Source organism: Pseudonocardia sp. McavD-2-B (genome assembly GCF_024124365.1).
GTDB lineage: Bacteria > Actinomycetota > Actinomycetes > Mycobacteriales > Pseudonocardiaceae > Pseudonocardia > Pseudonocardia alni.
Genome location: NZ_JAMXSG010000005.1, coordinates 32,568 through 45,642, shown reverse-complemented (window position 1 = coordinate 45,642; position 13,075 = coordinate 32,568). Strand labels below are relative to the sequence as shown.

General features: G+C 73.0%; 10 protein-coding genes. 2 read left to right on the top strand and 8 right to left on the bottom strand.

Features of this window, described 5'->3' with window-relative positions:
* The first annotated feature begins 410 nt into the window (after nt 1–410).
* Nucleotides 411–1,559 carry an aromatic ring-hydroxylating dioxygenase subunit alpha gene (locus NH602_RS01870; RefSeq protein ID WP_100879827.1) on the top strand — a complete coding sequence of 383 codons (1,149 nt, stop codon included), beginning with the start codon at nt 411–413 and terminating at the stop codon, nt 1,557–1,559.
* A gap of 291 nt (nt 1,560–1,850) precedes the next feature.
* Here NH602_RS01870 and purU read toward each other — a convergent pair whose 3' ends face one another.
* Complete coding sequence (purU, locus tag NH602_RS01865; RefSeq protein WP_100879826.1) at nt 1,851–2,699, bottom strand: formyltetrahydrofolate deformylase; 849 nt, start codon at nt 2,697–2,699, stop codon at nt 1,851–1,853.
* 138 nt (nt 2,700–2,837) lie between these two features.
* Between purU and NH602_RS01860 the strand changes: the two genes are divergently transcribed.
* Nucleotides 2,838–3,503: a GntR family transcriptional regulator gene (locus NH602_RS01860; RefSeq protein WP_100879825.1), complete on the top strand. Its 666-nt coding sequence runs from the start codon at nt 2,838–2,840 to the stop codon at nt 3,501–3,503.
* Between the two features lie 107 nt (nt 3,504–3,610).
* Here NH602_RS01860 and NH602_RS01855 read toward each other — a convergent pair whose 3' ends face one another.
* The 7 genes from NH602_RS01855 to glyA all read right to left on the bottom strand — a co-directional run bounded on the left by NH602_RS01855 (nt 3,611) and on the right by glyA (nt 13,046).
* On the bottom strand, nt 3,611–4,150 hold the full coding sequence (locus NH602_RS01855; protein WP_253066825.1) for a cyclodeaminase/cyclohydrolase family protein: 540 nt from the start codon (nt 4,148–4,150) through the stop codon (nt 3,611–3,613).
* Nucleotides 4,151–4,232: 82 nt separating this feature from the next.
* Complete coding sequence (locus tag NH602_RS01850; RefSeq protein WP_253066824.1) at nt 4,233–6,704, bottom strand: FAD-dependent oxidoreductase; 2,472 nt, start codon at nt 6,702–6,704, stop codon at nt 4,233–4,235.
* Nucleotides 6,705–6,736: 32 nt separating this feature from the next.
* Nucleotides 6,737–7,393 carry a sarcosine oxidase subunit gamma gene (locus NH602_RS01845; protein WP_100879823.1) on the bottom strand — a complete coding sequence of 219 codons (657 nt, stop codon included), beginning with the start codon at nt 7,391–7,393 and terminating at the stop codon, nt 6,737–6,739.
* Nucleotides 7,383–10,169 (bottom strand): 2Fe-2S iron-sulfur cluster-binding protein, encoded by a 2,787-nt coding sequence (locus NH602_RS01840; protein ID WP_253066823.1) that lies wholly within the window; start codon nt 10,167–10,169, stop codon nt 7,383–7,385. The genes NH602_RS01845 and NH602_RS01840 overlap by 11 nt, the downstream gene beginning before the upstream one ends.
* A complete protein-coding gene (locus NH602_RS01835) occupies nt 10,166–10,456 on the bottom strand; it encodes a sarcosine oxidase subunit delta (RefSeq protein ID WP_253066822.1) in 291 nt (96 codons plus the stop codon). Before NH602_RS01835 ends, NH602_RS01840 begins: the two co-directional genes overlap by 4 nt.
* Nucleotides 10,457–10,473: 17 nt before the next feature.
* A complete protein-coding gene (locus NH602_RS01830) occupies nt 10,474–11,745 on the bottom strand; it encodes a sarcosine oxidase subunit beta family protein (protein WP_253066821.1) in 1,272 nt (423 codons plus the stop codon).
* Nucleotides 11,742–13,046 carry a serine hydroxymethyltransferase gene (gene glyA, locus NH602_RS01825; RefSeq protein WP_253066820.1) on the bottom strand — a complete coding sequence of 435 codons (1,305 nt, stop codon included), beginning with the start codon at nt 13,044–13,046 and terminating at the stop codon, nt 11,742–11,744. The genes NH602_RS01830 and glyA overlap by 4 nt, the downstream gene beginning before the upstream one ends.
* Nucleotides 13,047–13,075: the final 29 nt, after the last annotated feature.

The window sequence follows — 13,075 nt, the reverse complement described above, 5'->3', positions numbered from 1 at the left end:
CCACACCCCGGGCCTGCACGAACACCACCGCCACGGCCCCTTGACACCGACCCGGGGGACGCGCTCCCATCGTGGTGCGCATAGAGCGACTCGTTGCTTGTTACGCAACAGTTTCCTATATTTCTCGTGTGTTTCCGCGGCCCCGATCGGCGCCGTCGTCATCGCGTCGGAATCCCACTGCAGGAGTTGATCCGCTGTGCCGCAACGTTTCCACCGTGACCGCACGCCGGTCGCCTCCGGCGCCCGGCCGTCACGCGGGCCCCCGGTCCCGCGGCACCGGCCCCCGTCACACCCGATGCCGTCGCACCGATCCCGCGCTCGGCCCGCCGGGCACACACCCGTCGACGGCACCCGACCTCGCGTCAGACCCGCAGCCGCACGCCCGACCGTCGCCCACGAGGAGTACCGCCATGACGACCGGCGAGTTGTCCATCCCCGCCACCGAGGGGCAGAGCCTCCCGGACAGCCTGCGAGAGACCCTCGCCGGCCACTACTACACCGACCCCGCGATCTTCCGGGCCGAGCAGGACAACATCTTCCACACGACGTGGTTCTGCGCGGTGCTGGCCACGGACCTGGACAAGCCCGGCGCGTTCGAGACCGTCCGGATCGGACGGGAGAGCGTGATCGTCACGCGGGCCAGGGACTACTCCGTGCGGGCCTACCTCAACGTCTGCCGGCACCGCGGCGCGCGGCTGTGCACGGAGGACAAGGGCGAGGTCAAGCGCTCCTTCCAGTGTCCGTACCACGCCTGGACCTACGGCCTGGACGGCAAGCTCGTCGCGGCGCCGAACCTCAGCTCGATGCCCGACGTCGACAAGGTCGAGTACGGCCTGCACACCGTGCACGTCCGCGAGTGGCTGGGCTACGTCTGGCTGAGCCTGGCCGAGGTGCCGCCCTCGTTCACCGAGACGGTGATCGGTGACGTCACCACCCGGCTCGGCTCGCCGGACGCGATCGTCGGCTACGACGTCGAGAACCTGAAGCTCGGCCGGCGCATCTCCTACGACGTCAAGGCGAACTGGAAGCAGATCGTCGAGAACTTCATGGAGTGCTACCACTGCGCGACGATCCACCCCGAGCTCACCGAGGTGCTGCCCGAGTTCGCCGACGGCCTCGCCGCCCAGTACTTCGTCGGGCACGGCGCGGAGTTCGGCGAGGAGATCAAGGGGTTCACCGTCGACGGCTCGGAGGGGCTCGCCCGCATCCCGGGCGTCGCCCAGGAGCAGGACCGCCGCTACTACGCCATCACCGTGCGGCCGTCGGTGTTCATAAACCTGGTCCCCGACCACGTGGTGTTCCATCGCATGTTCCCGCTGACCGCCGAGCGGACCCTGGTCGTCTGCGACTGGCTCTACCTGCCCGAGGTCGTCGACTCCGGCGCCGACATCGACCGCTCGGTGGAGCTGTTCCACCGGGTCAACGTCCAGGACTTCGACGCCTGCGAGCGCTGTCAGGTCGCGATGGACTCGCGCTCCTACGAGAAGGGCGGCGTGCTCGTGCCCAGCGAGCACCACATCGGCGAGTTCCACGACTGGGTGCGCGACCGGGTGGGCTGACCCCCGCTCCGGCCCGCACCATCACGACCGCCCCGCCCGGCCCGCCGGCGCGGGGCGGTCGTGCACCCCCTTCCCCTTCCCGCCACCGCCACCGGCACCGCCACCGGCACCGGCAGGAGCGCACGGACGCCGTGGCACCCCACCAGAACGCGTGGCACCCCACGCACCGGGTGCCGCGAGACGCGCGGCGTCGCCGAGCCGGCCGGCGGCAGGCGAGGCACGACGGAGAGAGCGCGGAACGGCCCCGCCCCCGCGGTGCGGGGACGGGGCCGTGGGCTCGCGGAGCGGGCGCTACCGGAAGACGACCGTGCTGCCGCCGGTCAGCAGCACCCGGCGCTCGCAGTGCCAGCGGACCGCGCGGGACAGGGCGAGCGCCTCGGCGTCGCGGCCGACCATCTGCAGGGCCTTCGGATCGTAGGAGTGGTCGATCCGGATCACCTCCTGCTCGATGATCGGGCCCTCGTCCAGGTCCGGGGTCACGTAGTGCGCCGTGGCGCCGACCTGCTTCACACCGCGCGCGTAGGCCTGGTGGTAGGGACGGGCACCCGTGAAGCCGGGCAGGAAGGAGTGGTGGATGTTGATCGCCCGGCCCTCGAGGGCCTTGCAGGTCTCGTCGGAGAGCACCTGCATGTAGCGGGCCAGCACGACCAGCTCGGCGTCGTAGGCGTCGACCAGCGACAGCAGCTGCGCCTCGGCCTCGGGCTTGGTCTCGGCGGTGACCGGGACGTGCACGAACGGCAGGCCGGCGGCCTCGGCCATCGGGCGCAGGTCGGGATGGTTGGACACGACCGCGACGATGTCGGCGCCCAGGCTGCCCGCCCGCCACCGGAAGATCAGGTCGTTGAGGCAGTGGCCCAGCTTGGAGACCATGACCAGGATCCGGGCGGGGGCGCCGTCGTGGAAGGTGAACGTCATCCCGAACTCGGCCGCGACCGCCTCGAAGTCCCGGCTGATCGCGTCGAGGTCCACGTCGTGCTCCGCGCCGACCCGGGTGCGCAGGTGGAGCCGGCCGCGCAGCGGGTCGTCGAACTGCTGGTACTCGCCGATGTCGCAGCCGTGCTCGAACAGGAAGGCGCTGACCGCGCGCACGATGCCGGTGCGGTTCGGGCAGCTCAGGGTCAGGATGAAGGAACGGGACACGGCGGCCTCTCCTCGGTCGGACGCGGTCCGCGGAAACCGCGGCACGGCGTAAACAGTGCATTGATATATCAGTCTTGGTCAAGAGGTGTGGGCACGTCCGCTGACTGTTAGGCACGTCCGTCGCGTTAATATGGGACCGTGACCGCTCTTCCCGACGACGCCGAGCCGGAGTACACGTCCCTCGCCGACAAGGCGTACACGGTGATCCGGGATCGGCTGATCATGCTCGACATCCCGCCGATGACGGCCATCGACGACGTCGCCCTCGCGAAGTCCCTCGAGGTCGGTCGCACCCCCGTCCGGGAGGCGCTCAAGCGGCTCGAGATCGACCGGCTGGTCGTCTCCTATCCGCGCCGAGGGACGTTCGCGACCGGCGTGGACATCACCGACCTCGCCTACATCTCCGAGATCCGTGTGCAGCTCGAGCCGCTCGCCGCGCGCCGTGCCGCCGAGTACTCCGGCCCCGCGATCCGGGCCGACCTCGCCGAGCTGGCCGACACGATCGACCGGATCGACGTGCGCACCCTGGACCGCGACGAGCTGATGCGCTGGGACCTGCACGTCCACCGGACGATCTACTCCGCAGCGGCCAACCCGCACCTCGAGGACACCCTGATCCGCTACGACAACCTGGCGACCCGGATCTTCTGCCTGTTCCTGGACCGGATGACGCACTTCGACCAGCACGTCGGCGAGCACTCGGGCCTGCTGCGGGCCATCGCGGGGCAGCAGGCCGACGAGGCCGCCGACCGGGCCCGGGCGCACGTCATCGGGTTCGAGAAGGCCGTCCGCGAGGTCGTCTGAGCCTCCGCGCGCCCGCTCAGACGTGGGGCGGGTGGGTCATCGGCGGATCTGCTCCCGTACGTCGTCGGTCACCGTGTCGGCCCGGCGCAGCAGGTCGTCGACGCCGGTCAGTGCCGCGGACAGCTCGTCGCGCGCCGGCGGGTCGGTGGGGCCGCCAGGTTGATCTCGACGTCGAGCCGGGCGGTGCCGGCCGCGGCCCGGGCGGCGTCGGCCGCGGCTCCTCCGTCGCTGATCACGTGGGGGTTGCCGATCGGCCGCAGCCGCTCGGCGAGGTCGCCCACCTGCTCCGCGGCGCGGATGACCTGCGCCGGGATCCGTCCCGCCTCGACCAGTGCGGCGGCGATCGCCGCGGTGCGGGTCCGCCCCGCCTCCTCGGTGTCGCGCGGGAGCGTGTAGGCCGCGCCGAACGCGCGGGCGTCGTCCTCGGCGAGTCCGAGGCCGGTGATGCGCAGCGCGTCGGCCCGGTTGCGGATGTCGAGCACGGTGTCGGTGTGCCCGGCGTCTCGCTCGCCGTCGGTGTGGCGGGCGACCATGCCGAGCAGGGCGGCGGCCTGCGCGAGGTGCTGGCCCGCCGTCGCGCCGCCGCCCGGGGCGGGGACGCGGGCGGCCAGGTCCCAGAGGAACCGGTCGAGGGTGTCGGAACGCATGGGGTCCTTCCGTGCGGCGGTGCGACGGGGGTGGCACGTCGGGGCCCGGGGCCCCGGGGGGGCCGGCCCCGGGCCGTGCGGGTCAGCGCCGGATGCGGCTCATCTCCGGGTCGAACAGCGGCTCGGCCGCGACCGAGGCGCGGATCCGCCGGTCGAAGTACTGGATCTCGACCCCTCCCCCGACCGGCAGCCCTGCGGGCAGCCAGGCGTAGGCGACCGGGGTCCCCAGGGTGTAGGCGTACGCCGCGGAGGTGACGTAGCCGGCGGGCTCGCCGTCGACGAACACCGCCTCGTGGCCGAGGACGACGCTGCGGCCGTCGTCGATCGTGAGGCAGGTCAGCCTGCGGGTGACGGCGTCGGGGTCGATCTTCTCGACGGCTGCGCGGCCCACGAAGTCGCCCTTGGTGTGCGGGCGGACCGCGAAGCCGAGACCGGCCTCGTACGGGTTGTGCTCGGTGGACATGTCCGCGCCCCAGGAGCGGTAGCCCTTCTCCAGCCGCAGGCTGTTGAACGCCGCGCGCCCGGCCGCGACGACGCCGAGCGGGCGCCCGGCCTCGTACAGCACGTCCCACAGCTTCCGGCCGTACTCGGCGCTGGTGTAGATCTCCCAGCCGAGCTCGCCGACGTAGGACAGCCGCATCGCCGTCACCGGGATGCCGGCGATGTGCGCGGACTTCGCGCGGAAGTACTTCAGCCCCTCGTGGGAGAAGTCGTCGCCCGACAGCGGCTGCACCAGGTCGCGGGCCAGCGGGCCCCAGACGCCGATGCAGCAGGTACCGCCGGTGATGTCGCGGACGACCACCGAGTGGTCGTCGGGCAGCGCACGCCGCAGATGGTCGAGGTCGAGGTGGGAGTTCGCGCCGACCTGGAACAGCTGCTCGCCCAGCCGGGCGACGGTGAGGTCGCTGCGGACGCCGCCGGCCTCGTCGAGCATGAGGGTGTAGGTGACGGCGCCGACGGACTTGTCCATCGTGCCGGTGGTCAGGCCCTCCAGGAACGCGCACGCACCCGGCCCGGACACCTCCAGGCGCTTCAGCGGGGTCATGTCGTACATCGCGACCGCGGTGCGGGTCCGCCACGCCTCGACCGCGACGACCGGCGAGTGGAACATCGCCGACCACGCGTCGCGGGACGGGGCACGCCACTCGGCGGGCAGGTCCTTCGCCAGCACCGCGTTGGCCTCGTACCAGTGCGGACGTTCCCAGGCGTGGGACTCCAGGAAGAACGCCCCGAGCTCGCGCTGGCGGTCCACGAACGGGCTGGTCCGCAGGTCGCGCGGGGACAGCTTCGGCTGCAGCGGGTGCAGCACGTCGTAGATCTCGATGAAGTTCTGCTGCGAGGTCTCGTCGACGTAGGCGTCGGTGGTCTCGACCTCGTCGAAGCGGTGCACGTCGCAGCCGTGCAGGTCGAGCTCGCTGCGGCCCTCGACGAGCAGCTGCGCGACCGAGCGGGCGACGCCGGAGGAGTGGGTGACCCACACGGCCTCGGCGATCCAGAAGCCGGCGACGTCGGCGGACTCGCCGATCAGCGGGCCGCCGTCGGGGGTGAAGGAGAAGACCCCGTTGAAGCCGTGCTCGATCGTGGAACGCTGCAGACCGGGCAGCAGCTGCGTGCTCTGCTCCCACTGCAGCGCGAAGTCGTCGGAGGTGAAGGGCAGCATCGAGGGCTGGGTGCGCTCGCCTACCTCGCCGTCGCCGACCTCGGGCAGGTCGGAGATCGACACCGGCATCGGGCGGTGGGCGTAGGAGCCGATGCCGATGCAGTCGTTGTGCTCGCGGTAGTAGAGGTCGGCGTCCTGGTGGCGCAGGATCGGCAGCCGCGCCTCGATCAGCTCGTCGTTGCGGCCGACGAGCTGCTCGACCTGGGTGGTGCGGGCGTACTGGTGGGCCAGGGGCAGCAGCGGCACCCGCATCCCGACGAGCTTTCCGAGCTCGCGGCCCCAGAACCCGGCGCAGGACACGACGATGTCGGCGGGGACGGTCTCGCCGTCGGCGGTCTCGACGCCGGTGACCCGGCCGCCGGACTGCGCGATGCCGGTGACGCGCACCGAGCCGCGGAAGACCGCACCGCGGGACTCGGCACGCCGGGCCAGCGCGACGACCGCGCGGGCCGCCTTGGCCAGGCCGTCGGTGGGGGTGTGCAGGCCGCCGAGGACCTGGTCGGCGTCGAGCAGCGGGTGCAGCCGCGCGCACTCGGCGGCGTCCACGACCGACGCCGGGACCCCGCGGGAGACCGCCCAGCCCCGCTTGCGGTGCAGGTCGGCGAGCCGCTCCGGGGTGGTCGCGACCTCCAGGCCGCCGACCTGGTTGAAGCACCAGCCGCCGTCGACGTCCAGGCTCTTCAGCTTCTCGACGGTGTAGGTCGCGAACGCGGTCATGGTCTTCGACCCGGTGGTCTGGAAGACCAGGCCGGGGGCGTGCGAGGTGGAACCGCCGGTCAGCGGCAGCGGCCCCTGGTCCAGGACGGTGACGTCGGTCCAGCCGCGGGTGGTGAGCTCGTCGGCCAGGTTCGCCCCGACGATCCCGGCTCCGATGATGACGACACGGGGGGTCATGGTGGTCTCCTTCTGCGTGGTCGTCGGGCGGGTCAGCCGGCGAGGGCCGGCGACGCGGCGGGGTCGGCGGCGGGGTCGTCGCGGAACTCCTGGGCGGCGTCGAGCAGCCAGTCGGCGAGGTGGCCGGCGAACGAGCTGCGGACGTGCACGTCGAGGACCGCTCCCCCGTCGGCGTCGGCGGCGGCGTCACGGGCCAGGAGGAGCACCCCCGCCCCGCCGAGCAGCGTCTGGGCGCTGCGCCCGGCCGGGAACGAGCGCGGGTGCAGGTCCAGCGAGCAGCCGAAGGACAGCAGCTCGCGGGCCAGGCGCCCACCGATCCGCAGCACGACCCGCTGGGCGGAGGTGTCGACGGCGGCGCCGCCTGCCTCCCCGGCGACGAGCGCGCGCAGCGCCGCCTCGGAGACCGCGGCGTTCCCGGAGCGGCTGGTGACCAGCCACTCGTCGGGTCCGAGCCAGACGACCTCGCCGTCACCGGCGGCGACCCAGGTGTTCGCACCTGTCGGCAGCGCGGTGCCGAGCGCGGCGTCGACACCGGCGCGGGCCGGGCCCGCCGGGTCGAGACGCAGGGTCACCGACTGCGCGGTCGGCAGGACCTCGACCGAGAGGCCGCCGTCGGTGTCCCGGGCGAGCCCGGTCAGTGCCGTGGCGTGGGTGTCGAGCGGGTGCGTGGTGGCGAGCTCAGCCGTCACGGCGGGCTCCTTCCGGGTCGACGAGGACGGGTCCGGTGATCTCGACCGGGACCAGCGCCCCCTGGTGCGGGACGTGCACGACGTCGCCGATGCGGTCGCGCCCGCCCTCGAGCAGGGCCAGCGCGAACGGCCGCTCCAGCTCCGCGGACAGGTAGCTGGACGTGACGTGGCCGAGCATCGGGACCGGCGGCGGGGGCAGGGTGCCGTCGGGCGAGAACTCCACGATCTGCGCCCCCTCGGGCAGCCGGGTGCCGCGGTCGGTGGGGAGCAGCCCGACCAGGTGCTTGCGCATCGGGTCGGTGTTGGAGGCGCGGGCGAAGGAGCGCTTGCCGACGAAGTCGACCTTCTTCTTCGACACCGCCCAGCTCATCCCCAGGTCGTGCGGGGAGACGGTGCCGTCGGTGTCCTGCCCGATGATCGGGTAGCCCTTCTCGGCGCGCAGCACGTGCATCGTCTCGGTGCCGTAGGGGGTGATGCCGTACGGCTCGCCGGCCGCGACCAGCCGCTCCCACACGGCCAGGCCGTACCGGGAGTCGACGTTGACCTCGAACGCCAGCTCGCCGGAGAAGGAGATCCGGGCCAGCCGGACCGGCACCCCGTCGAGCTCGGTGTCGCGCCAGGTCATGAACTCGAACGCCGCGGCGGAGGCGTCGACACCGGGGAACACTGCGGAGATCACGTCGCGCGAGCGGGGCCCGACGACCGGGAACACCGCCCAGTGCTCGGTGACCGACGTGAGGTTCACCTTCAGGTGCGGGACCTCGGTCTGGCGCCAGTCCTCCAGGTGGCCGAGCACCGAGGCGGCGCCGCCGGTGGTCGTGGTGAGCAGGAACCGGTCCTCGGCGATGCGGAGCACGGTGCCGTCGTCGGTGACCATGCCGTCGTTGCCGCACATGACGCCGTAGCGGACGCGGCCGACCTTCAGGCTGCTCATCAGGTTCGTGTAGACGAGGTCGAGGAACGTGTCCGCGTCCGGGCCCTGGACGTCGATCTTGCCGAGCGTGGAGCCGTCCATGATCGCGACGTCGCGGCGGGCCGCGGTGCACTCGCGCAGCACCGCGGCATCCATGTCCTCACCGGCCCGCGGGAAGTGGCGGGGCCGCTTCCACTGGCCGACGTCCTCGAACACCGCGCCGTGTGCGACGTGCCACGGGTGCACCGCGGTGGTGCGGACCGGGTCGAACAGGTCCCCACGCTCGCGGCCGGCGAGCGCGGCGAACGACACCGGGGTGTAGGGCGGGCGGAACGTGGTGGTCCCGAGGTCGCCCGCCGGGCGGCCCAGCAGCTCCGAGGTGATCCCGGAGGCGATGGTGCCGGAGGTCTTGCCCTGGTCGTGGGCGGTGCCGATGGTGGTGTAGCGCTTCACGTGCTCCACCGAGCGGAGCCCGGCGCCGACGGCCCGCTCGATGTCGGCGACGGTCGCGTCCCGCTGGACGTCGACGAACTGGCGCGCGGAGTCGCCCGCGGTGCGCCACAGCACCAGGCCGGGGGTGCGCACGGGCTCCGGGGCGCAGCTCGGGGCGTCGCCGCCCGCGCCCTCGGCCAGGCAGCCCGCCAGGTCGAGGATACCGTTCGCGGCGCCGATCACCTCGGTGCCCGCGATGTCGGCGCCCGGCCGGAAGGCTCCCAGGCCGGCGTCGAAGACGAGCTGTCCGCGCACGTGGCTGAACAGGTGCGCGGTGGGCGTCCAGCCACCGGAGACCAGCAGCAGGTCGCACGCCAGCACCTCGGTGCCGTCGCCGGTCGCGACGTGCGCGGCGGACACCCGGCCCGCGGCGTCGCCGTCGGAGCCGACGACGGTGGCGCCGGCCGTCACGGTCACCCCGGCCTCGGTGCACTCCCGCGCGCGCTCGGTGGGCGGCGTGGCGCGGGCGTCGACGAGGGTGACGCGCGCCCCGGCCCCGGCCAGGTCGGCGGCGGCGAGGTAGGCGGCGTCGTCGGTGGTGAACACGACGACCTCGCGTCCGGCGAGCACGCCGTAGCGGTGCAGGTACTCCCGCGCCGCGGACGCGAGCATGACACCCGGCCGGTCGTTGTCGGCGAACACCACGGGGCGCTCGATCGCGCCGGCCGCGACGACGACCCGCCCGGCCCGGATCCGGTGCACCCGCTGGCGGGACCGGTGGGTGGGGGCGGCCGCGCCGAGGTGGTCGGTGCGCCGCTCCAGGGCCAGGGCGAACCCGTCGTCGTAGTGGCCGAAGGCGGTGGTGCGCTGCAGCTGGCGCACCTCGGGGTTCTCCGCGAGCTCGGCGACGACGTCGGCGACCCAGCGGTGCGCGGCGCGCCCGTCGATCCGGTCGGTCGGGACGAGCGCGCCACCGGCCTCCGGACGGTCGTCGACGAGCACCACGCGGTCGCCGCGGCGGGCCGCGGTGCGTGCGGCGAGCAGCCCGGCCGGGCCGGCGCCGATCACCAGGGTGTCGCAGTGGGCGTGGCGACGGTCGTACCGCGCGGTGTCGGGCACCGTCGCCAGCCGGCCCTGACCGTTCAGGCCGCGGGCGACCAGTCCGTCGTACAGCTCGACGGTGGCGGCCTGCAGCATCGGCTCGGGGAACGGCTCCTCGATCTGCACCAGGCCGACCGGGTCCTCGGTCCAGGCCCCGCCGATACCGCGCGGGCGGCCGAGCTTGACCGAGCCGCCCAGCACGGTGACCCCGTTCGCGAGCAGCGCGGAGGCCAGCGTGTCGCCCGGGTGGCCGGTGTAGGTGGTGCCGTCGAAGACGAAGTTCAGGGTGCGGGTCCGGTCGATGCGTCCGTGACCGTCGACGCGGGTCATGCGCGGGACCCCGGGATCTGCGGCCGGGCCCCGCCCATCGGGTAGACGGCGAGGAACCGGTAGGTGTGGGTGTCACGGACGGCGTTGAACCAGCGGCGGCAGCCGGCGGAGTGGTTCCAGCGCTCGGCGAACGGGCCTTTCGGGTTGTCCCGGAAGAACACGTAGTGCGCCCACTGCTCGTCGTCGAGCTCGGCCGGCGCGGCCGGGTACTCGACGTGGGCCTGGCCGCCGTAGTGGAACTCGACCTCCTCGCGGGGGCCGCACCAGGGGCAGTCGATGAGTTGCACGGTGGTGGCTCCTGGGGTCAGTGGGCGACGCCGGCGGCGCCGTGCTCGTCCACGAGCGCGCCGGTGACGAACCGGTCGAGGGAGAACGGGGCGATGTGCGGGTGCAGCTCGCCGGTGGCGATCGTGTGGGCCAGGCACCAGCCCAGACCGGGCGTCACCTTGAAGCCGCCGGTCCCCCACCCGGAGTTGACCAGCACGTTGGAGTACGGCGTGCGGCCCACGATCGGCGATGCGTCCGGGGTGACGTCGACGATGCCCGCCCAGCTGCGTAACAGGTGCGCCCGCGCGAACACCGGGAACAGCTCGACGGCGGCGGCCATCTGCCGCTCGATGATGTGGAAGGCGCCGCGCTGCCCGTAGCCGTTGTAGGAGTCGACGCCGGCGCCCATCACGAGCTCGCCCTTGTGCGCCTGGGAGACGTAGACGTGCACCGCGTTCGACATGACGATCGTCGGATGCACCGGCTCGAGCAGCTCGGACACCAGCGCCTGCAGTGGGTGCGACTGCAGCGGGGTGTCCACGCCGAGCCGGTCGAGCAGGGTCGAGGTGTGCCCGGCCGCGCAGAGCGCGACCTGCCCGCACGCGATGTCGCCGCGGCTGGTGCGGATCCCGGTGACCCGGGCGTTCCCGTCCTCGACCGAGCCCTCGGTGACGAAGTCCAGCACCTCGCAGTCCTGGATGAGGTCGACCCCGGCGGAGTCGGCGCGACGGGCGAAACCCCAGGCGACGTAGTCGTGCTTGGCGATGCCGGCCCGGGGCTGGTAGGTCGCGCCGAGCACCGGGTAGCGGATGTCGTGCGAGACGTTGACGATCGGGCACATCTTCGCGACGTCGTCGGGGCCGAGGTACTCGGCGTCGATCCCGTTGAGCCGGTTCGCCTCGACCCGGCGGACCGAGTCGCGCACGTCCTGCTCGGTGTGGGCGAGGTTCAGCACGCCGCGCTGGGAGAACAGGATCGGGTAGCCGAGGTCCTCCTCCAGCCCCTCCCACAGCTTCAGGGCGTGCTCGTAGACGAAGGCCGACTCGTCCAGGAGGTAGTTGGAGCGGATCAGCGTGGTGTTGCGGGCCATGTTGCCGCCGGCGAGCCACCCCTTCTCCAGCACCGCCACGTTGGTGATCCCGTGGTTCTTGACCAGGTAGTGGGCGGTGGCCAGACCGTGCCCTCCGCCGCCGACGATGACCACGTCGTAGGAGCGCTTCGGCTCGGGGTTGCGCCACAGGACGTCGGGGTGCTCGGGCAGGTGCGCCCCGGGAGGCGTGTTCCCGGTGCCGGTCTTCTCGGTGCTCATGCCGTCAGCTCCGGGTAGAGGGGGTGGCGGTCGGCGAGGACGGCGACGCGGGCGGCGAGCTCGTCGAGCTCGGCGTCGCCCGCGCCGGGGCGCAGGGCGCGGGCGATGATGTCGGCGACCTCGGTGAAGTCCTCGGCATCGAAGCCGCGGGCGGCCAGCGCGGGGGCCCCGATCCGGACCCCGGAGCTCACCATCGGCGGGCGCGGGTCGAACGGGACGGCGTTGCGGTTGACGGTGATGCCGACCCGGTGCAGCCGGTCCTCGGCCTGCTTCCCGTCGAGCTCGGAGTCGCGCAGGTCGACCAGGACCAGGTGGACGTCGGTGCCGCCGGAGACCACGCCGACGCCGGGCTCGGTCGCCAGCCGCTCGGCGATGATCCGGGCGCCGGACAGGGTGCGCTGCTGCCGCTCGGCGAACGCGGGCTCACCGGCGAGCTTGAACGCGACGGCCTTGGCCGCGATCACGTGCTCCAGGGGGCCGCCCTGCTGGCCGGGGAAGACCTGCGAGTTGAGCTTCTTGGCGAGCTCGGCGCGGCCCAGGATGATGCCGCCGCGCGGGCCGCCGAGGGTCTTGTGGGTGGTGCTGGTGACGATGTCGGCGTACGGCACCGGCGACGGGTGCAGCCCGGCCGCGACGAGCCCCGCGAAGTGCGCCATGTCGACCATCAGGTGGGCGCCCACCGTGTCGGCGATCCGCCGGAACCCGGCGAAGTCGAGCTGCCGCGGGTAGGCCGACCAGCCGGCGATGATCAGCTTCGGCCGGCGTTCCCGGGCCAGGCGCTCCACCTCGGCCATGTCGACGCGGTGGTCCTCGGCGCGGACGTGGTAGGCCGCGACGTCGTAGAGCCGCCCGGAGAAGTTGAGCCGCATGCCGTGGGTGAGGTGCCCGCCGTGGGCCAGGTCGAGGCCCATGATCGTGTCGCCCGGGTCGAGCAGCGCGGCCATGGCGGCCGCGTTGGCCTGGGCGCCGGAGTGCGGCTGGACGTTCGCGTAGTCGGCGCCGAACAGCGCCGTCACGCGGTCGATGGCGAGCTGCTCGATGACGTCGACGTGCTCGCAGCCGCCGTAGTAGCGGCGGCCGGGGTAGCCCTCGGCGTACTTGTTGGTGAGCACCGAGCCCTGCGCTTGCATGACGGCCAGCGGGGCGAAGTTCTCGCTGGCGATCATCTCCAGGGTGCCGCGCTGGCGACCCAGCTCGGCGGCGACGGCCGCGTGCACCTCCGGGTCGGTCTCGGCGAGCGTCCCGTCGAGGACCCCCGTCGCACCGTTCGACGGACCCCGATCCACGGCGAACGTCGTCATGGGCACCTCCAGATATCTTCTCCAGCAGA